This window comes from Cupriavidus sp. UYPR2.512, assembly GCF_000379565.1.
GTDB lineage: Bacteria > Pseudomonadota > Gammaproteobacteria > Burkholderiales > Burkholderiaceae > Cupriavidus.
Genome location: NZ_KB903195.1, coordinates 22,602 through 41,536, shown reverse-complemented (window position 1 = coordinate 41,536; position 18,935 = coordinate 22,602). Strand labels below are relative to the sequence as shown.

The window sequence follows — 18,935 nt, the reverse complement described above, 5'->3', positions numbered from 1 at the left end:
GAGGCAACACCATGGCAAAGACCCCCACCAATACCGATTCGACCGTCATCGACCTGGAGGACCAGATGGCAACCGCGCCGGCTGGCGTGCAGGCCGGTACCCCGAACGTCCCGCCCGTCGCCGTCAAGAGCGTCGGCCACGACGTTGAACTGTGCGGCCGCAAGGCCCGAATCACGATCCATAGCGGCGCCGACGACATGGGCAAACTGCCTGTGGACATCTCGCTCAACGGCTACGCCTACTCGATCCACCGCAATGCGATGGTCGAGATTCCCGTCGAGGTTCTGGAGATCCTGCAGAACGCTGTGCAGGATACCTACACCCACACGAAGGAAGGCATCGTGAGGGGCAGCGTCCCGCGCTTCGCCTACTCGTACCACGGCGCAGTGCAGTAAGGAGCCGCGGCGATGCCATCTGTCCTCATCCGTGACGCGCTCTTTCGCGTCTCCACGCTGCTGCTGGACGCCGAGCCGCAATTCGTGCGCTGGACCGAGCGTGAGCTGGTCGGCTGGCTCGATGACGGGCAGGTGGCCATCGCCAAGTATCTCCCGATCGCCGGGGCCCGCGTTGATGCGATCAAGCTGAAGCAGGGCACCAAGCAATCGCTCGACACGATTGCGAGCACGGACGTCAAGCCCGGTGACGGTTCGACGCCGGCCACCGTCCACGGCAATGCGCTGAACGAGCTCGTCCGCAACATGGGCGCCGACGGTCTCACGCCGGGCCGCGCCATCCGCGTGATCTCGCGCGACGTGCTGGACGCGCAGAACCCGAACTGGCACACGACCACGGGCGCGAAGGTCGAGGCATTCGTCTACGACCCGCGCACGCCCAAGTACTTCTACGTCTACCCCGCAGTCCCGGCCTCGCCGGCGATGTGGGTCGAGGCGAGCTATCTCGCCAACCCGGCACCCATCCCCAATACCGGCACGTCCGGAACGCCTCGCTATGGCAAGGATGGGAGCGACGCCGGGGTCATTGGCGTGGACGACAAGTATCTCGATGACCTCGTGAACTACGTCGTTGCCCGCGCCTACATGAAGGACTCGGAATACGCGACCAACGCTGGCCTGGCCAACACGTTCGCGTCGATGTTCCTGTCCTCGCTCAATTCCCAGGTGCAGGCCCTGACCGGGAACAACCCGAATTTGCAGGTGCTGCCGCTCAACCCGGCCGTGCCCGCCGCCGCGAGGTAATCCATGGCTGCGATTGACGATTTCCTGCCAGACATCATGGCAGACGTGGAGTCCTGCCCGGAATTCACGGTGCGCCGCGCCGTGGTGCAGGCGGCAATCAAGTTCTGCGAAGACACCCAAGCGTGGATGGAGTGGCTTGACCCCATTCTGGTGTTCGACAACAAGGCGGTCTATGAGTTGGACCTGCCCACCGGCGCCGATCTGGTGATGGTCCGAGAGGTGTGGGCGCCGGGCGTGGAACTGACGGCCAAGACCGTGCCGGAGATCTCCCGGATTTTTGCCGCCTGGCAGACGGCCACGGGCGCGCCGCGGTTCTACAACATGGTCACGTGGGGCGAGCTTCGCCTCTATCCGATCCCGCTCAATGCCGGCGCCGATCTGGCGCTGACCGTGCGCGTGGCGCTCAAGCCCAAGGCCACGGCAACCACCATCCCCGATGCGATCGCCTCGCGCTGGCGCCGGGCCGTGCTGGAGCGCGCCAAGGCCGATCTGATGGCGATGCCGAGCAAGGCCTGGAGCAGCGCGGAGCAGGCGGGCTACCACGAAACCCTCTACGTGACTGAGCGCGACAAGGCCAGCGCGGACCGCCTCAACGACGGCGTGAGCGGTACCGGCACCGTCTATTCGGTGCGCTTCGGCCGATAACTGGAGACCCCATGAGCATTCCAACATGCGCCGTCCTCGTGCGGCTCTATGACCAGGGCGCCCAGGCAGTTGTCGGTGCCAAGGTCACGGCGAAGCTGGACCGGTATGAGATCTACCAAGGCTTCGCGGTGCCGCGCGAAGTGGAGGGCGTGACCGATGCCTTTGGCGAATGCACGCTGAGCCTGTTCCCGAACGTCCTTGGTGCGGCGGGCTCCTCGTACAAGATCAAGATTTCGCCGACGGGCGGGCTCAAGGCCTATAGCGCGCTGGCTGTCGTCCCGGATGCGCCGTCGGCCAATCTCGATGAGATTGCCGAGTTGGTTGCAGAGCCGAAGGCGGACTTCCAGCAGTTCTTTGAAGAGGTGAGCGGGTTGGCCTCCGACCTGGTGGGCCAAGCCACCGCAGCCAAGGTAGCAGCGCAAGCCGCACAGACTGCAGCCGCAGGAAGTGCCACGGCAGGGGCAGGTAGCGCCGCCAGTGCAGGTACCCAAGCTGCAGCAGCCCTCGCTTCGTCGCAGTCCGCTACTACCAGTGCCAATGCCTCGGAGGCGTCGCGGGTGAATGCGGCGACGTCTGAGGGGAATGCAGCCGGATCGGCCGCGGCTGCGGCGGGCTCGGCGACGGCATCGGCGGGCAGCGCCGCCACGGCCACGACGCAGGCCGGCAATGCCGCGGCCTCCGCCACGGCGGCAGCGGGCAGCGCAACGGCAGCCGCAGGTTCAGCAACCACTGCAACGACGCAGGCAGGGAATGCTGCGGCGAGTGCTACGGCGGCGGCAGCGAGCGCCGCGGCTGCGGCGGCAAGTGCCGGCACGATCGTGCCGACCGTCACGAAGCCAGGTAATGCCGACGTGACCACCGGGCGAGTGGTCGATACCACTGTCATCTATGACGTAGCGATCACTGCGCCGCGCACCGTCACCCTGAACACGACGAACCCGGCGACTGGTGATCGCGTGCATGTCACCCGCACCGCTGCCGCGGCTGGCGCCGATCTGGTGGGTGTCGCTGCGCTGAAGTACCTGAACCCCGGCCAATGGGCTCGCGCCACCTATGACGGCGCGGCCTGGGTGCTCACCGCCTACGGCAGCCTGTAACCCACCACGGAAGACTCGATGGAAACCGATCACCTCCTGCTTCGCGGCGACCTCGGGCGGACGCCTACTTTCGCGGAATCTGAGGCCAACCTCAAATACCTGGAGCGCGTTTCCCTCGCGGAGGCCGCCGCAGCGTCTGCCGCCACAGCAAGCGCAGCCAGTACCGCCGCCGCTACGGCGCGTGACGCGGCTGGCGCCAGCCAAATCGCCTCAGCGCAGAGCAAGAGTGACTCGGCGGCAAGTGCCACGCAGGCGGTAGCCGCGCGCCAAGGTGCTGAGACGGCGCGCGACACGGCGACCGCACAGGCTGGCATTGCGACAACCCAAGCCGCTAGCGCTACCACATCAGCGACGACTGCAACCAGTCAGGCCGGCACGGCAACCACACAGGCCGGCAATGCGGCAACATCCGCCGCAGCCGCAGCCGGCTCCGCTGCTGCAGCTGCCGCAGCGAATTCCGCCATCGCCAACGGCACCGCCACGGACGCCGGCACGCTGACCGGCGCGGAAACGATCCCGGCTAGTCGTGGGGCTGGTCTACTGCAGACGACGGTCGCCAAGATTCGGGACTATCTCACCGGATTCTGGCTGAACATGCGACTGAAGGCATGGGTGGCCAGTAGCTCGTTCGCTTCGCTATCCAGCGTCACGCGCGACAGCAATAACGTGCTGTTGTCGGCCAATATCACCTGGCCGGACGGCACCAGCGGCGTATTCACAACGGATGCTGTCAATGGCGTGACGCCTGCCATTGATGCGTACCACGTGACCTACTTCGGCACCACGACCAAGACCGTCACGCAACCCGCTGTGACGCGCGACGCCAACGGCTCTGTCACTGTGCAGCCGGCCATTACTATTTCGTGAGGTGATGTATGTCAATCCTTGACGCTCCCAGCGCGCGAGTCGGGACCGATAGTGGCCGACAACAAAAATATGCCCAGTTCCCCGACGGGACAAAGATTGGCAGGCGCATGCGCTATACCGTTGGGCGCCAAGGCTCGGGCTGCGACGTCATCTGTGACGGGGTCGCTGATGACGTGGAGATCAACGCTGCGCTGCTATTCCTCCACAACCACAACAACTTTACAGGCTGGGCTCTCGAGTTCTCCGACGAAAGTTTCTACATCGCTTCGTCCATTCTCCGGCAAGCCTACGTATCAATGTTCGGGCAGGGTGCGCGAGCTACACAGTTCATTGCGGCAGCTGGCCTGGCTGGGGGCATGCAGAAGCTTGTGCCCGGTGCCATCCAGTTCCTAAATGATAGTAGCTATCGGATGGTAGGTGGATCGGCAGGGGCGCCCACCAATGCCGGATGCTTTGCTATGCAGTTCGTCGCGCAGCCACTAGCGGCTCAGGGTAATGCCGGCGGACTATGGAATTCGTCGTTCTCTGACATCCAGATCGACTTCTTTGACAACGGCATCCAGTCCATTGGCACACTAGACAATAGCGCACTGCTGCCGCAACAGTTCGTCAACTTCATCGACGTCGATGTGAACGTTGAGGGCACGACCGGCTACGCCCTGGACATGCGGGGGCAGCACGGGCAGGTGACCTTTGATTCGTGCACCCTGCAAAATCGGGTGAGCACGAACCGGGTTGGAACGATTGCCCGACACGGTCGGAGCACGGATACCGTCTTCCCTGGCAATGTGACGTTCAAGAACAAGTGCACCTTCCAGAATGCGAGACGAGCCATCGATGTCTATGGCGCCAGTCAGGTGCATGTGGATGACAACTGGTTTGAGAACTTGGCAGAATCCGTCCGATTGGATGGCGGGGGGGTTGGGCATGTCGTGGAGCGAAACCGATTTGCCAATGCAGGCTCCGTAGGAGATGGCAGCGGCTACCTTTTGTATATGGGGAATGCGGTTGGCGCCGAATTCGGTGGCAATACCATTCTCGGTGCCTTTGATGAGATCGCCATCGGCAGCAACGTCTTGTATTTCTACCCGAGGCCGAACACGATTTCTGGAACTGCGCTCGTTGGACGTTCTAGCGGCATTACCAAGCAGCTTGCAGCCGCAACATCCGATACGCTAATCACCGGCCACACGGAATTTCCCGCGGTTCAGTGCTCTGCAACGCAGATCAACAACATCAGTTGCGAGATGCTACCAAATCAGGAGCTTACGATTCGACTGATTGCGAATGGAGGCCAAACTACCCAGGCCTTCGGAAATTCGGGGAATATTGATCTCGGTGGGCGTGCATCGCCACTCACGGTGTCAGCCGGAGCGCTTGTAACGTTCAAGGTGAGCGACCTTATTGCGCGCCGACTGATTCTCAAATCAGTTAGCACTGGCTAAGAATCGCGCCCGCAGGGCGCGGGCCGCTTGCGACGTAAGCCTGTGGTAATACGCTGCGGCAACCACGGCGTATGACAGCATGCCGATCAGAATCTCTGCGAGGAGCAGGTAGTAGCTGTTGGCGGGCGTGTATGAATGCCGGAGCCAGACGATCGCCGCGATCATAAGGACAGAGCAAAATGCTGGCCCCACCAGTGGAGAAAACTGGCTCCGGTAATCAATGCTGGTAAAGCGAAGGAGCAAATACGCCCCGATCGGCACGGTGATGATGAGGCGGCCCGCCCAAGCGTAGACCGTATAGATGGGCTCCATACCGGACATGAGGATTACCGCGGCCACTGTTGTGATGGCAGATATTCCCGCTGGAAGTAGGTAGACAGTGGTCTTCCCGACGGCGCGCAGGCAGTATGCGACAAACATCCGCGCAAGCATGACGGCCCAGTACACGCATAGCAACTGAACCGCCGGCACGGCATTGGACCACTGCTGCCCGAGGAGTAGAGGCACCCACAGGTCAGAGGTGACGCCAAGCCCGAGGAAGGCCGGAAAAGAGATGAAGGAGAGCAGTTCCGTAGCCCGCATGAACGAGAGGCGAAGTCGCCCCGGGTCATCCTGATGCTGCGAGAGCATCGGCAGGGCAACCTTGCTACATACGGACTGGACTATCCCGGCAAGAGCGTCGGTGGCCCTCATTGCCATGTTGAGGAACCCGAGCGCATCAAGGCCGTGGTATCTGGCCACCAGGACGTTGAAAACGCGCGTCAGAACGGACCATAGAACTCCCTCAAGCATGACGGGGGCGCCGAACGCAATGAGGCCTTTCGTGTGCGCCCATGAGAATCGCAGCTTCGGCTTGTTCTCGATAGATAGCCATACCATTGCGGTGCAGATAAGGTTTTGCACCGCATTGGCAATGACGATGCTCCATAGCCCCCAATGCGACAGCGCGAGAAGTGTCGCGACAAGCAGATAGGACAGTCGCCCAACGAGAGTGCGCTTCGCCAGAGTGCTCGTCCGCAAGGAGCGCGTGAGGATCGCGGTTGGCAGCGTGGCGATGCCAACAAGCGTGCAGGATAGGCCTTCCACCAGGATCACGTAGCAAAGCGTTGTGTCCTGGCCCGCCCTAGCGAGAATGGCGGCGATTAGCGCGCAGACGACGGAGCCGACGAGCCCCATGACGCTTGATGTCGTGAAGGCGCTGTCCTGACATGCCTGGTCGATCTGCTTGCGCTGAACAATGGCGTCTTGAAGCCCGAGCCCACCCACGAGCTGGACAACTGCGACGACGGACTGCGCGAGGACGACCAGCCCAAAATCCCGGGGGCTGAGGATTTTTGAGAGCAGGGCAATCGTGAACAGGTTGAGAGCGGCAGCCGCGACGGCATCAAATGCCGCCCACGGGACCGCCGCAGATAGCGACTTCCTATTCACTGTGTGGCCGGTCTTAGCCCTAGAGACTTGGTAAATTTCCAAGCCGACTTGAGGATTTTGAAGCGGCGCGCGGAGTTCATGAGGCGATTCTTGGTCAGTGAGTAGTGGAGAGCCGTGACCCAAGGCGCGTCAATCTGCCTGTCTTTTGCGATGTCGTAGATCTCGCTGAGGAGTGCGACCTGGCCGTCGTTCCCCGCGCGAACGTTCAACACTCGCCATGGCGTCAGATGGCCGGGCAGTGACGCAGGCAGCCTTGCGCCGACGGCAAGGAAGTTCATCTTGGTGCGCACGCACTTCTCGCAGTATCCGCAGTTTTCGCCGGTGATCGGGCCTTCCCAGCAAACGCGCAAATTGCGCACGCCTGCGGCCCAGGAGTTAAGATATTCGACCTTCTCCGTGCGCGCAAACTCGCCGCCGTCATAAACGACCGTGAGGTCTCGCGAGGAGAGCATTGAATAGGTGATGGGATTTCCGCCCCATGGAAGAACAAGGCGGGAGTAGTCTTCATCGGAGCCAATGAGGGCGGTGTCGGCCTTACCGAGCCAATTCCGGAGGCAAGTTGCCACGGCGGTGCCGAACTCCATCTCCCATTGAGTGCACGCTACCGACTTCCAGTTTGTCCGCACCGTTGCAAAGGGAACGTCAAGTGATCGAAGACTGTCGGCCGCAGAGATGGCGGCCTTGTCAAAGGCGTCGTTCTTGTCTAGCGGAATGTCCAGCCCCTGAATGAGGACGCCTGCGACAAGATTCTTGCTGCGCAACCCAACATCACCCCTCGCGTGCCTAAGGAGGGTAAAGGATGCGTCAACTCCGCCGGAGAATGCTGCTACAGCTTTGCCGGTTGCGCCGGCGGCCGGCTGATCGTCCCGGACAATCTCGGTGGCGGTGATGCCCACGCGCTTATACAGGTCAGGGCGCCAGACTGCCCAGCTTGCTACGAAGTTTTCGAGGTTTTCCAGCAGCGACGAGGATACAGGGCCATCAATGTGAAGCGAATGGCCGATGTGCATCGCTTTGAAAATCAAAGCGGTCGCCGCCATGTCATGGCGACTCAATGGCGGCGGTAGGGCTTCATCGGGTCCAGAGATGTCCCACCAGATCTCACCATGCGAGAAATTCAGTTGGCGTCGGACGCGCCCACCCTCTCTGGTTTCACCAAGGCGCGCGATAATTTTCTGCATTGATGGACCCCTATTTGTTGTGATCCGTTTTTGTACCAGCTCACCCTTGAGGTTCTGGTCTTGAATCGGCGCGCATTTCTGGTTTCGTCGTGCGCCACAAGGGATTCTACCTGTGTGCTCAATGCATCAATCCCTTCCAAGTGGGGGATTGCATGCGATCGGCCTGAACTCGAATTGAGCATCTACAGTCACCACGGTCGAGCGAGGCAATCGCTGTATTCGTATCCGTTGTCCCAGGCCTGCCGTAGATGAGGTCTTCCTTGCCAGTAGGGGTTATCTGCCTTGCGTAGGCCTGCGTAAAACGCTCGCACACCATCAAAAAAGGCTTGCTCGCATTGCATCGTTGGGGCTGTGGGTGCGGGACCATGCTGTGTCGACCGTGCAAGATCGAGCAGCCTCCATATAGCCGAAAGCATCATTTTTCCTCGCATTGTTCGAGCGAGGGATCATAGCAGGTGGGATATGTTCGCCTTCTGGGCGCGACCTTTTGCGCCGCGCGACTCGAATTGCCCCTCCCACCACTAGCATCTCTACCAACCCCAAAGCCGGTTACCGTGCTGCCCGGATAGGCAGACCGGCCTACGATTCCCCCTCAACCGCCTTCGGGCGGTTTTTTCATGCCCAAAAGGAGACGCCCATGCGCCGATACCTCTGGAACCTGCTCATCGCCCTCGACCAGGGCGCCAATGCCGTGCTCGGCGGCGACCCGGACGAGACGATTTCAAGCCGCGCCGGTAAGGCCATGCGCGAGGAAAAGCGCTGGGGCTGCGTGCTCTGCCGCTTCCTCAACTGGTTCCAGGCGGACCACTGCGTCAAGTCGATCGAGCCGGGCGTGGGTGCGAACGCTGCGCTGCCGGACTGAGCCATGGCACGCAAGAAGCCCGAAGCCCGGCCGAGCTGCGGCCCGTGCGCCTACTTCTGCAAGGAGTTGGGCGAATGCCGCCGGTATCCGCCTGTTGTTCTTGGGGTCGATGACCTCTATCAGCCCATCCAGCAGTTTCCCAGGTGCGAGCCGTCCTCGCCCGCTTGCGGTGAATTCCGCCAACGACTGAGCAGCTAATACCATGATTGATGACCGACTGCGCGAGTGGGCGACACCGCGGCAACTGGAATATCTTGAGGCCATCCTGAAGCACGGGAGCGGCACGAAGGCGGCCAGGGCTTTGGGAGTGGGCAAGACTGCGGTGAATGACTCCATGGTGGCGCTGCGGAAGCGGGCGGCGAAGGCGGGGTATTCGCCGGAACACGCCATGACCCGTACGGTGCCCGACGGGTTCATGGTCAAGGGGGTGTCGACCTACTATGACGAGGAAGGCAAGCCGCGCGGGCAGTGGGTGAAGAGTGCCCAAGATCCGGAGCGCTTCGAGCAAATCATGCGGGACTTCGCCGCTACGATGGCCGAGGGCGTCAAGGGCCTCGCGCCGATCACGAAGCCGCCCAAGGTGGCTGACGAGGATCTGCTGTGCGTCTACCCGCAGGGCGACCCGCACTTTGGCATGTACGCCTGGTGGCAGGACGCGGGAGAGGACTTCGACCTCAGCATTGCCGAGCGCCTTACGTGCAGCGCGGTGGATCGCCTCGTGGCCAGCGCGCCGCCCGCTAAGACGGCATTGCTGCTGAACCTCGGCGATGCATTCCATGCTGATAATCAGAAGAACCAGTCACAATCCGGCCACCAGCTCGATGTGGACGGGCGCTGGGCCAAGGTCCAGCAAGTCGGCCTGCGCGCGATGCTCTACTGCGTTCGCCGCCTGCTCGAAAGGCACCAGAAGGTGGTGGTGCGCGTCAACCGCGGCAACCACGATGGGCACTCGTCCTACGCGCTCGCGCTGATGCTCTCGTGCTACTTCCACGACGAGCCGCGCGTGGAGGTGGATCTGTCGCCGGCCGTGGCTTGGTACTACCGATTCGGCAAGGTGCTGATCGGCTCGACGCATGGCGACACGATCAAGGGCGCGGACATGGTGAGCCTGATGGCTGCCGACCGCCCGCAGGACTGGGGTGAGACGGGGCACCGATATTGGTATGTCGGGCACGTCCACCACCAGGATTCCAAGGAGTACCGCGGCGGCGTGGTCGAGTATTTCCGCACGCTGGCTGCGCGCGATGCCTGGCACGCAGGGCAGGGCTATCGAGCCGGCCGCGACATGCGTCTGATCGTGCATCACCGCGAGCACGGGGAGATCGAGCGGCACCGTTGCGACGTTGGAATGCTGTCGGAGGGTGCAGCATGAGCCAGTCCCCCATCCTCGCTGCACTGCCCGACCTCTCGCCGGCCGACGTCAACATCGTCCTGCAAGGCCTGATCCGCCAGCGCGAGCACATCACCAGCCTGATCGCGCTGATCGAGGGGACGGCCAATCAGAGCCTCGCCGAGCGTGTCGCTGCCGCGCGGGCAGAGAGCGCCGAGCCGCCGGCGAACCCCCTCGGCGATCCGGTTATCACGCTCGCCTAAGCCCCTCCCGCCCCACACCAAGCCCCGCCACTGAGCGGGGCTTTTTCTTTGGTGCTGCCTATGCTCGCTATCAAAGTCCCAACCGGTATCATGCCGCTGTTCGAGCCGACCGAGTTGCCTGACAACGCGGCGCAGATTGCGCAGAACTGCCGCTTCAATCGCGGCGACCTGCGCGGCTGGGCTGGCACGGCCGACATTGCCACGCTCTCCAAGCCTGGGCCGATCAAGTCAATCTACCGCTTTGGTCAGGACGTGGTAGGCGATGCGACCTTCTGGTTCCACTGGACCACGGTCGTCAATGCCGTACGCGGGCAGGTGGCGGGCGACACCACCGAGCGCACGTACTTCACGGGTGACGGGGTGCCTAAGGTCACGGATTCGGCCTTGGCGCTCACCGGCGGCACCGGGTATCCCGTCGCGGCGTACACCCTCGGCGTGCCGGCGCCGGATACCGCCCCGGTTGCTGTCGAGGGCACCGGTGGCGTGACCACCACTGTCAAGCAGTCGCGCGTCTACGTGATGACCTTTGTGACCGGCTGGAGCGAGGAGGGCACACCGAGCCTGGCATCGAATGTGGTCTCCGTCTACGAGGGCCAGACCGTCGATCTGTCGGGCCTGGACCTGCCGCCGTCGGGCGCGTTCAACATCACGACGAAGCGGCTCTACCGAAGCGCGGACAACGGTGCGCTGCTGTTCGTCGCCGAGATCCCGGCCGCGCAGACGACCTTTACCGACAACGTTGCCGGCACTGCGCTGGGCGAGACGCTCTCGGCGATCGACAACGACATGCCGCCGGCGGATATGTTCGGGCTGCTGGCCTATCCCAATGGCGGGATGGTCGGGTTCTCTGGCTCGGACGTGTGCGCCTGCAAGCCATACAAGGGCTATGCGTGGCCTTCGAGCCTGCGGGATTCCGTGCCGCACAAGATCATCGGCGGCGCGGTGGTCGAGCAGACCCTGATCGTGCTGACCGATGGCTTCCCCTACGCCTACACCGGCACGGATACCACCTCGCTATCCGGCCAGCCGATCCAGTCGTTCCCGCATTCGTGCATCTCGGCGCGCTCCATCGTCAAGGTGGATGCGGGTGTCATCTATGCCGCGCCGAACGGCCTGGCCCTGATCGGCAACGGCACGGCCCGGGTGCTCACCGAGGATCTGCTGTCGCAGGAGGACTGGGACGCGCTCAACCCGGCCTCGATCCACGCCTACGGCTGGGATGGGAAGTACTTCGCTTTCTACGACGCCGGCACGGTGCAGGGCGGATTCATCCTCGATCCGCAGGACAGCCGCGCGCCGCTCACCAAGATCGACCTGTACGCCACCGCAGGGTACTTCGATCTGCGCAGCGGCGGGCTGTATCTCGCCGTCGGAAACACGGTCAAGCGCTGGGCCGCCAGCGGGGCGGCGCTGCTCACCTACCTCTGGCGCTCGAAGAAGTTCCTGCTGCTCAAGCCGTCCAACTTTGCGGTTGCGCAGGTCAAGGCCACGGCCTACCCGGTCACGTTCCGCCTCTTTGCCGATGGCACGTTGCTGCACGAGCGCAGCGTCACGAACGGCGAGCCCTTCAAGCTGCCATCCCCGCGGCGCTACAGCATCTGCGAGATTGAGCTGACCGGCACCAACCCGGTCACGGCGGTCTTTGTCGCCAACAGCATCGGGGAGTTGGCCAATGTCTAAGAACCCCTCGATCGGCGCAATCCCGACGGATGCCTCGCCCGCGCTGCGCGGGTTCCTCTCGGCGCTCAAGGAGGCGGTGGAAGTGCGCAATGGCCAGCGGGGCGATCAGCTGGACATGGGGGTCACGCTGCGCATGCTGCAGGGCATGGATGGCTTCACGGTCAAGCTGCCGGGGCAGGGCGGCATCGGCCCCGGCGGGCTGCCTGGCATCTCCATCGACCCTGACGCCCTCGGCGACCTCACGCCGCCGCCTGCGCTCACGGACTTGGAGGCCACCGGCGGGCTGGCCAGCATCCTGCTGACCTGGACGCAGCCCACCTACCCGAACCACGCCTACACGGAGATCTGGCGCGCAGAGGTGGATGACCTCGGCCTGGCCTCGCGCGTCGGGATGACGCCGGGAAAGGTCTATGCGGATTCGGTCGGGGGCGGGCGGTCGCTCTACTACTGGGTGCGCGCCGTGTCGCGGGCCAATGTGGTCGGGCCTTACAACGCCGTGGCCGGCACGCAGGGGCAGACGAGCCTGGACCCGGGCTATGTGATGGACATCCTCACGGGGGATTCCACCACGCCGTTTGTCATCCAGGCGGAGCCAACCGTCATCAACGGCTACCTGGTGCCCGCGGGGACGTACATCCGAGACGCCTTCATCAAGGTGGGCACGATCGGCAGGGCCATGATCGGGCTGGCGGCCATCGATGACGCGCGCATTGCGGACCTCTCGGCCGAGAAGATCACGGCGGGCTTCATCGATGTGGCGCGGATTGAGGCGGGCACAATCACCGGCGACAAGATCGCGGCCAACACCATCACCGCCGATAAGCTGGTGGCGAACAGCATCACCGCGGGGCAGCTCGCCGCGGGGTCGGTCACCACGGATGTGCTGGCGGCTGGCGCGGTGACGGCGGGGAAGGTGGCGGCGGGCGCCATCACGGCGGACAAGATCAGCGTGACGTCGCTGTCGGCGATCTCTGGCAACCTCGGCACCATCACTGTAGGCACCGCCAACATTGCCGACGGCGCTATCACCAATGCCAAGATCGGCAATGCGCAGGTCACTGCCGCGAAGATCGCCGACGCAAATATCGGCACGGCCAAGATTGCGGACGCGGCGATCACCTACGCCAAGATCGGGGATGCAGAGGTTAATACCCTGAAGATCGCCGGCAATGCTGTGACGATCCCGGTCAGTGGGTACTCTGCGGCAGAATCGACTCGCGGCTCAGGCACTTTCAACGAAGCGTCTTGCACAATCACCTCGTCCGGCGCCCCTATCGCAGTGTTCATTAGTTTCAGCTTGACGGCGACGGACGACATCATTGAGGTGTGGCTAGATAGAGATGGAACCAATATATGGGCTGAGAACTTTCTCGATCCAGCCGGCCTCCCTTGGACAAGAGTTGCAGCGGTGCTGTCAGACACTCCCGGTGGTGGGTCACATACTTACAGTCTGATGTTTCGATCAACAGGCGCCACTTTCACCAGTGCCAAACGTTCAATCGTACTACTGGAGACGAAGCGATGAATTCGCAATACGCGGTCTACAACGGAGCCGGGCGAATTCTGCGCTATGGCTCCTGCCCTGAAGAGATGGTGCAGATCCAAGCCAACCATCCGGGCGAGTCGGTGATTGTGGGTGCATGCGATGACTTGCGCCACTACGTCGCGGGCGGCGAAATCCTAGAGCGCCCCGAGAACACCGCAACGCTGATCGGCACAATCCTTACCGGCCTGCCGGTGCCATGCACCATCATCATCGACGGCCAGCGGTATGGGCACGACGAGTCGGCTGTCGAGTTGGACCTGCTGGCGGGCGAGCATACGATCACCGTCGAGGCCTTCCCTGTTCTCGACGCCACTTTCACTGTGAGCGTTCCATGAAAGTCATCCGACACCGCCCCGACCATGGGCCGCTGCGCAAAGCCGCCTATCTCCCCGTGGAAGACCAGCTTGACGCGCTGTGGCACGCCATGGATCGCGGCGAGTTTCCCAAGGTGCCGGAATTCTACGAGCCGATCAAGGCCGTCAAGGACCGCTACCCGAAGGTGGAGGAGGGGCCCTGACTGTTGCGAAAGTAATACTTATCGCAGGTAAGTATCGTGATAGAGTGCGGCTCATTCGGCCACGAAGGCGGAAATGCGCGCATTCTCAAGCATCAAAGAGTTCTTCGAGCATTTCCTGCTCGGCAATGAGGCGGCCGTCGCCTTCAACCTGCTGTTCCGAGACGTCCTCCATGCCTGGGACGACCTGATTGACCGGGACAAGCCCGTCTCCGACGAGGACATCCACCGAGCGTTCCGCAGCGCGTTGGTCCTGCTCCCCGCCAATCCCTTCTACCGCGCGCACTTCGCGCAACTGCACCCCCTCATTGACAACGCCATCCTGAATTGGATGGCGGCCAATGCCATGGAGGCGACCGAGTCGAGGACCGACAAGGAAATCGCCTTCATCACGCGCTCCGACTACATCAACGTGTTCGTCAAGTCGCTGTTCCTGGTGGGCGGCTTCGAGCACGCGCGCAAGGCGCTGCCTGAGGCGCGACGGCATTGGCATGCGGAGGGGTTCGATCGGTACCTGCTCAACCTTGAGGCCGAAAAGGCCGCACGAGGATAGCTCCATGATCCTTTCCAATCTTCTGCGCCTCCTCGCCCCGCGCTTCACGCTGTACTGCTGCAGCGATAGCGCCCCGGACACCAGCGCCATTGCGGCTTCCAACGAGCGGGCCGCCGAGTTGGCCAAGCAATCCGCCGATGACAATCTGGCCTTCCAAAAGCAGCAATACGCCGACCTGCAGCCGTCGTTGAAGAACTCGCTGGACATCTCGTCGGAAGCCTCGCGCCAGCAGATGGACTTGGCCCGGCAGGCGCAGGACCGCTCCGACGAGCAGTGGGACTACTACAAGGACACCTTCCAGCCCGTCGAGAAGCAGATGGTGCAGGAGGCGATGGACTACGGTTCCGCCGCCGACCAGAACCAGCAGGCCGGCACCGCACGCGCGGACATGACGGCGTCGTTCGATTCCCAGCGCGAGCAGGCGAACCGCCAGTTGACCGCGATGGGCGTCAACCCGAACTCGGGTAAGTTCGCCAGCGCCAACCGGATGACGGACATTGCCCAAGCGGCGCAGACGGCGGCCGGCATGACCGGGGCCCGCACCGCGGCGCGCGACAAGGGCATCGCCCTGCGGGCCGGTGCAGCGTCGTTCGGTCGGAACATGACCAATACCGCCGGCCAGAACCTGACCAGCGCGGTCGGCGCAGGCTCGGCGGCGGCGGGCACCTCTGGTGCCGGCATCGGCAACACCCTGGCGGCGGGCAATTCTGTGTCCGGCGCCTACGGCATGGGGATCAACGCCGCCAATACGGCGATCAGCGCGAACAACTCCACCGTCGGCGCGATGAACCTCGGTGTGCAGGCTGCCTCGTCCAATAACCAGTCGATGGGAAGCATGGCAGGTGCTGCCGTCGGCGCGGGGGCGTTGCTGCTGTGACGGACATCGCCGCCGCCTTCGCGCGCCACGAGCGCATCGCCTTCCAGTTCTCGGGCGGGCGGGACTCGCTCTGTGCACTGCACCTGCTGCGCCCGTATTGGGCTGCAATGACGGTCTACCACCTGCGTACCGGCGACGACTTCCCGGAGACGCAGAAATTGGTACGGGAGATCGCCAACCTCGTGCCGCACCTCGCGCTAGTGGATGGCGTGGTGGGGGAAGTGCGTGCCGAATTCGGCTTGCCCTCCGACCTGATCCCGACGAGCGCGACGACTATCGGGCGGATTCACACGGGTGGCCCGCGACTGCAGGACCGCTACGACTGCTGCGCGCGCACGATCATGCTGCCGATGCAGGCGCGCATGAAGGCAGACGGCATCACGCTCATCGTGCGCGGTCAGCGCGACACCGACTATGCCGCGCCCGTCACGCGATCCGGTGACGTGCATGACGGGATCGAACTGCTGTACCCCATCCAAAGCTGGACCACCGAGCAGGTGATGTTGGCGCTGGACGCCATGGGCGTCGAGGCGCCGCGCTTCTACGCGGAAGGCTGCAAGGGCGCGCTCGATTGCATGACCTGCACGGCTTGGTGGGACGAGGGCCGCGCTGCCTACCTCGCCAAGCACCACCCGGCCAAGTATGCCGAATACCAACGCAAATTGACCCTCGTGGCCGACGCGCTGCGCCCGCATGTGGCGCACCTCGACCGCGAACTCACGATCAACGAGGACTGACCATGGCTCTTTACACAGGTGGCTTCGGTACCGGTTTCCTGCAAGGCATGAATGCCTCCATGAGCCTGGCCAAGCAGTATCAGGAGGCGCAGAAACTGCGCGCGCAGCAGGACTTGGCCAAGCAGATGGCCGGCTACATGAAGGGCCAGGCCGGTGATGCGAGCACGCCGCAGGTGAGCAAGGTCGATATGTCCAACCCGCAGGGCACGCAGATCGACAGCCCGACGACGGCCGCAGCACCGGCTGTTCCTGCGCCCGAGACCGCGGCGCCAGACGCTCCGGCGCCGATGAGCGCGTCGACCGATGCTGGCTTCGGCACCGGATTCCAATTCCTTGAGGGGGCTTGATATGGCAGGCGGATTCGGTACGGGCTTCCTTCAGGGCATGGGCGCTGGTGCGGACTTTGCCCAGCAGTATCAGGAGAGCGAAAAGCGCCGTCGGCAAGAAGAACTGGCGAAGTGGTCGGCGGATCAAATGGCACAGGACGCGGCGCCAGGCGAGAGCGCGCCGGCCCCGGCTGCTGCGCCGGCCCCAGTGGCTGCGCCCGCGCCCGCGGCCGGACCTTCGGCGCCGACGTCCTACGCTGACGCCTTCAATGAGGCGACCGCCGGGCCGCCCGACACGCGCCCGATGGATGCCGCCACGCGCGCGGCGATGCCGGCACAGGTCGACAATCCCGCGCCGGGCCGCGGTGTCGGCGCAGGCATGGAGGCCTTGCTGAATCCCGAGCGCTTCGCCGACAACGCGCCGCGTATGGTGAAGACCAGTATGGATGCAGGCGCGCCGGCAGCGGGTAATGACGGGCTGCTGGAGGCGGGCAACATCGACCTCGCCAAGCGGCCGGTGGTCAAGAATGCCGATGGCTCGATCAGCACCGTTCGCTCGATGTCGGTGGGCATGGATGGCAAGGAATACCTGATTCCGACCGTCGCCGACGACGGCAGCCGCATCTTGTCAGATGAGGAGGCCATCCAGCAGTTCCAGCGCACCGGCAAGCACCTTGGCGTGTTCGATACCCCCGAGCGTGCGACGGCCTACGCGGACAAGCTGCATGAGGACCAGGCGCGCATGTATGTGCCCGCTGCTGGCAGTGGTGCGCCCGCGCCGAGCCAAGCCGCCGCGCCGGCTGAGCTTGCCCCCACGCCCGTGCCGAGTCAGGCCGCAGCGCCTGCCTCCGCAGAGCCTGCCGAGCTAGCGCCGCGCAAGTTCAGCCTTGACGACTACCAGCGCAAGTACATCGAGAAGGCAGCGAGCCTGGGCCTTGCCGACGAAGCCAACAAGGCGATGGCCGACGTGATCGCGCGCAAGTACTCCAGCGCGGCGATGAACGCCTACATGAACGGCAACTACGACGACATCTATCACATCTACAACCTGCTGCCTGACGGGCACTCGGTCAAGCGTGAGGTGTTGCCGACGAATTCGGACGGCACCGGCGGCGGCATCAAGCTGTCCATGGTCAACGACAAGACCGGGGCGGTCTACGGCCAGCCGCGCGTGTTCAAAGATGAGCGCGAGGCCGCGGGCGCCATGATTGCCGCGTCCGATCCGAAGCTGCTGACGACGTGGCTGACCAACCAGGGCAAGGAAGACAACCAGCTCACGCGCATGTGGATGATGGACCGTCAGCGCCAGGCGCAACTGGACGAGGTCACGCGGAACAACAACATGCGAGACCGGGCCGCCGCTGCTGCGCGCGAGGACCGTATGCTTACCGCGCTGATGCGCGGGCAGGGCGGCTCGGGATCTGGTTCGGGCTCGCGCGGCGGCAAGGGCGAGGCCACGCCGTTCAAGCAAGACGACTTCTTCAAGAATTACGCCACTGTGGATGGCGCCGTGGCGCCGTGGGGCCCATCGGCCTACACCTACGCCAACCAGATCGTGGAGAACAACCCGCAACTGGCGCAGACCGAGGGCGGCCGCGCCATGGCCGCGACGATGGCCCGCGGCATCGCTCGAGCGGATGCCGGCGAGGAAATCCCGGTGTCCGGCCAGGCCAACTATCGCCGGCTGCCGATTCTCAGCGCCGATGGCACGTGGGACATCGGTGCGCGCGACGAGGACGGCAACACCTACTACCTGCAGCGCAATGTCAATCCCGCCGGCCTCATCCGCAAGGACAAGGACGGCAAGGTGGTGGGCGGCATCGATGACGCCTGGATCAAGCAGCAGGAAACTGGGTTCATGCAGAACTTCGCCAAGACGAACCCCGACTTGTTCCGGACCCTTTCGCAGAACGCCGGCAACAAGGCAGCCGTCGACCAAGTGCGCACCGCAGCGGCTGGTGGCGACCAACTCTCGCAGCGCAGCCTGCAGGTCATGAATATGGTCAATAAGTACGGGGCGGATGCGGCAACACCGAAGTCCGCTGCCCCCGCGCCTGCGCCGGCCCCCGCTGGAAATGCCGCCCCCCAGTACACCGCGCAGGAACTGGAGTCAGCCAAGAAATATGGCATCGAGGAGCCTGGCCGACCGGTGTGGGATCAGGTCAAGGGCGCAGCCTCGTCCGTCGCCAGCGCCGTCGGCGACTACGGTAGGTCGCTGCGCAGCAGCAACTTTACCCGCTCCCTGCAGGCCTTCCGGAGTGGCCAGCAACCGCAGGCCGCTGAGACCCTGGCGCAGATCGTCAAGGCCGACCCCAGCTACTTGAGCAAGCTCACTCCCGACGATCGCCGAGCGATCGAAATCTACACCGGCCGCCGTATCTGACC

At 63.7% G+C, this 18,935-nt stretch carries 20 protein-coding genes; 18 read left to right on the top strand and 2 right to left on the bottom strand.

Annotation, left to right across the window (positions count from 1 at the left end):
* Positions 1 to 11 precede the first annotated feature (11 nt).
* The 6 genes from A3A5_RS0134580 to A3A5_RS0134555 are packed head-to-tail and all read left to right on the top strand — an operon-like array spanning position 12 to position 5,250.
* Complete coding sequence (locus A3A5_RS0134580; protein ID WP_018315004.1) at positions 12 to 395, top strand: hypothetical protein; 384 nt, start codon at positions 12 to 14, stop codon at positions 393 to 395.
* 12 nt (positions 396 to 407) lie between these two features.
* On the top strand, positions 408 to 1,196 hold the full coding sequence (locus A3A5_RS0134575) for a DUF6682 family protein (protein WP_018315003.1): 789 nt from the start codon (positions 408 to 410) through the stop codon (positions 1,194 to 1,196).
* A gap of 3 nt (positions 1,197 to 1,199) precedes the next feature.
* A complete protein-coding gene (locus tag A3A5_RS40455) occupies positions 1,200 to 1,841 on the top strand; it encodes a hypothetical protein (protein WP_018315002.1) in 642 nt (213 codons plus the stop codon).
* A gap of 11 nt (positions 1,842 to 1,852) precedes the next feature.
* Positions 1,853 to 2,938, top strand: a complete 1,086-nt coding sequence (locus A3A5_RS40450) for a hypothetical protein (protein ID WP_018315001.1) — start codon at positions 1,853 to 1,855, stop codon at positions 2,936 to 2,938.
* An 18-nt stretch (positions 2,939 to 2,956) separates the two neighbouring features.
* A complete protein-coding gene (locus tag A3A5_RS0134560; RefSeq protein WP_018315000.1) occupies positions 2,957 to 3,805 on the top strand; it encodes a hypothetical protein in 849 nt (282 codons plus the stop codon).
* 8 nt (positions 3,806 to 3,813) lie between these two features.
* Positions 3,814 to 5,250 (top strand): hypothetical protein, encoded by a 1,437-nt coding sequence (locus A3A5_RS0134555; RefSeq protein WP_018314999.1) that lies wholly within the window; start codon positions 3,814 to 3,816, stop codon positions 5,248 to 5,250.
* Here A3A5_RS0134555 and A3A5_RS39875 read toward each other — a convergent pair.
* Positions 5,233 to 6,681: an oligosaccharide flippase family protein gene (locus A3A5_RS39875; protein ID WP_018314998.1), complete on the bottom strand. Its 1,449-nt coding sequence runs from the start codon at positions 6,679 to 6,681 to the stop codon at positions 5,233 to 5,235. The two genes, A3A5_RS0134555 and A3A5_RS39875, sit on opposite strands and share 18 nt — an antisense overlap.
* Entirely contained in the window at positions 6,678 to 7,862 is a 1,185-nt protein-coding gene (locus A3A5_RS39870) for a hypothetical protein (protein ID WP_157637380.1), read from the bottom strand. The genes A3A5_RS39875 and A3A5_RS39870 overlap by 4 nt, the downstream gene beginning before the upstream one ends.
* Positions 7,863 to 8,499: 637 nt before the next feature.
* Here A3A5_RS39870 and A3A5_RS0134540 point away from each other — a divergent pair.
* The 12 genes from A3A5_RS0134540 (at position 8,500) to A3A5_RS44230 (ending at position 18,933) form a co-directional block, all read left to right on the top strand.
* Positions 8,500 to 8,724 (top strand): hypothetical protein, encoded by a 225-nt coding sequence (locus tag A3A5_RS0134540; RefSeq protein ID WP_018314996.1) that lies wholly within the window; start codon positions 8,500 to 8,502, stop codon positions 8,722 to 8,724.
* Between the two features lie 202 nt (positions 8,725 to 8,926).
* Positions 8,927 to 10,096, top strand: coding sequence for a LysR family transcriptional regulator (locus A3A5_RS0134530; RefSeq protein ID WP_018314995.1), 1,170 nt, complete (start codon positions 8,927 to 8,929; stop codon positions 10,094 to 10,096).
* Positions 10,093 to 10,317: a hypothetical protein gene (locus A3A5_RS0134525; RefSeq protein WP_018314994.1), complete on the top strand. Its 225-nt coding sequence runs from the start codon at positions 10,093 to 10,095 to the stop codon at positions 10,315 to 10,317. Before A3A5_RS0134530 ends, A3A5_RS0134525 begins: the two co-directional genes overlap by 4 nt.
* A 60-nt stretch (positions 10,318 to 10,377) precedes the next feature.
* Positions 10,378 to 11,997 (top strand): hypothetical protein, encoded by a 1,620-nt coding sequence (locus A3A5_RS39865; protein ID WP_157637379.1) that lies wholly within the window; start codon positions 10,378 to 10,380, stop codon positions 11,995 to 11,997.
* Complete coding sequence (locus A3A5_RS40445; RefSeq protein ID WP_018314992.1) at positions 11,990 to 13,522, top strand: hypothetical protein; 1,533 nt, start codon at positions 11,990 to 11,992, stop codon at positions 13,520 to 13,522. Before A3A5_RS39865 ends, A3A5_RS40445 begins: the two co-directional genes overlap by 8 nt.
* Complete coding sequence (locus tag A3A5_RS0134505) at positions 13,519 to 13,878, top strand: hypothetical protein (RefSeq protein WP_018314991.1); 360 nt, start codon at positions 13,519 to 13,521, stop codon at positions 13,876 to 13,878. The genes A3A5_RS40445 and A3A5_RS0134505 overlap by 4 nt, the downstream gene beginning before the upstream one ends.
* Positions 13,875 to 14,060 carry a hypothetical protein gene (locus A3A5_RS0134500; RefSeq protein WP_018314990.1) on the top strand — a complete coding sequence of 62 codons (186 nt, stop codon included), beginning with the start codon at positions 13,875 to 13,877 and terminating at the stop codon, positions 14,058 to 14,060. Before A3A5_RS0134505 ends, A3A5_RS0134500 begins: the two co-directional genes overlap by 4 nt.
* A gap of 73 nt (positions 14,061 to 14,133) precedes the next feature.
* A complete protein-coding gene (locus A3A5_RS0134495) occupies positions 14,134 to 14,610 on the top strand; it encodes a hypothetical protein (RefSeq protein ID WP_018314989.1) in 477 nt (158 codons plus the stop codon).
* 4 nt (positions 14,611 to 14,614) lie between these two features.
* Entirely contained in the window at positions 14,615 to 15,487 is an 873-nt protein-coding gene (locus tag A3A5_RS0134490) for a hypothetical protein (protein ID WP_018314988.1), read from the top strand.
* Complete coding sequence (locus tag A3A5_RS0134485; RefSeq protein WP_018314987.1) at positions 15,484 to 16,224, top strand: phosphoadenosine phosphosulfate reductase family protein; 741 nt, start codon at positions 15,484 to 15,486, stop codon at positions 16,222 to 16,224. Before A3A5_RS0134490 ends, A3A5_RS0134485 begins: the two co-directional genes overlap by 4 nt.
* 59 nt (positions 16,225 to 16,283) lie before the next feature.
* The gene (locus A3A5_RS0134480; protein WP_018314986.1) at positions 16,284 to 16,571 is read left to right on the top strand and encodes a hypothetical protein; all 288 of its coding nucleotides are present in this window, start codon (positions 16,284 to 16,286) and stop codon (positions 16,569 to 16,571) included.
* 1 nt (position 16,572) lies between these two features.
* Positions 16,573 to 18,933: a hypothetical protein gene (locus A3A5_RS44230; protein WP_018314985.1), complete on the top strand. Its 2,361-nt coding sequence runs from the start codon at positions 16,573 to 16,575 to the stop codon at positions 18,931 to 18,933.
* Positions 18,934 to 18,935: the final 2 nt, after the last annotated feature.

Excerpts from the sequence above, each read along its gene's own strand:
- A3A5_RS0134580 (WP_018315004.1), top strand. The coding sequence starts at position 12 with ATGGCAAAGACCCCCACCAATACCGATTCGACCGTCATCGACCTGGAG.
- A3A5_RS0134575 (WP_018315003.1), top strand. The coding sequence starts at position 408 with ATGCCATCTGTCCTCATCCGTGACGCGCTCTTTCGCGTCTCCACGCTG.
- A3A5_RS40455 (WP_018315002.1), top strand. The coding sequence starts at position 1,200 with ATGGCTGCGATTGACGATTTCCTGCCAGACATCATGGCAGACGTGGAG.
- A3A5_RS40450 (WP_018315001.1), top strand. The coding sequence starts at position 1,853 with ATGAGCATTCCAACATGCGCCGTCCTCGTGCGGCTCTATGACCAGGGC.
- A3A5_RS0134560 (WP_018315000.1), top strand. The coding sequence starts at position 2,957 with ATGGAAACCGATCACCTCCTGCTTCGCGGCGACCTCGGGCGGACGCCT.
- A3A5_RS0134555 (WP_018314999.1), top strand. The coding sequence starts at position 3,814 with ATGTCAATCCTTGACGCTCCCAGCGCGCGAGTCGGGACCGATAGTGGC.
- A3A5_RS39870 (WP_157637380.1), bottom strand. The coding sequence starts at position 7,862 with ATGCAGAAAATTATCGCGCGCCTTGGTGAAACCAGAGAGGGTGGGCGC.
- A3A5_RS0134540 (WP_018314996.1), top strand. The coding sequence starts at position 8,500 with ATGCGCCGATACCTCTGGAACCTGCTCATCGCCCTCGACCAGGGCGCC.
- A3A5_RS0134530 (WP_018314995.1), top strand. The coding sequence starts at position 8,927 with ATGATTGATGACCGACTGCGCGAGTGGGCGACACCGCGGCAACTGGAA.
- A3A5_RS0134525 (WP_018314994.1), top strand. The coding sequence starts at position 10,093 with ATGAGCCAGTCCCCCATCCTCGCTGCACTGCCCGACCTCTCGCCGGCC.
- A3A5_RS39865 (WP_157637379.1), top strand. The coding sequence starts at position 10,378 with ATGCTCGCTATCAAAGTCCCAACCGGTATCATGCCGCTGTTCGAGCCG.
- A3A5_RS40445 (WP_018314992.1), top strand. The coding sequence starts at position 11,990 with ATGTCTAAGAACCCCTCGATCGGCGCAATCCCGACGGATGCCTCGCCC.
- A3A5_RS0134505 (WP_018314991.1), top strand. The coding sequence starts at position 13,519 with ATGAATTCGCAATACGCGGTCTACAACGGAGCCGGGCGAATTCTGCGC.
- A3A5_RS0134500 (WP_018314990.1), top strand. The coding sequence starts at position 13,875 with ATGAAAGTCATCCGACACCGCCCCGACCATGGGCCGCTGCGCAAAGCC.
- A3A5_RS0134495 (WP_018314989.1), top strand. The coding sequence starts at position 14,134 with ATGCGCGCATTCTCAAGCATCAAAGAGTTCTTCGAGCATTTCCTGCTC.
- A3A5_RS0134490 (WP_018314988.1), top strand. The coding sequence starts at position 14,615 with ATGATCCTTTCCAATCTTCTGCGCCTCCTCGCCCCGCGCTTCACGCTG.
- A3A5_RS0134480 (WP_018314986.1), top strand. The coding sequence starts at position 16,284 with ATGAGCCTGGCCAAGCAGTATCAGGAGGCGCAGAAACTGCGCGCGCAG.
- A3A5_RS44230 (WP_018314985.1), top strand. The coding sequence starts at position 16,573 with ATGGCAGGCGGATTCGGTACGGGCTTCCTTCAGGGCATGGGCGCTGGT.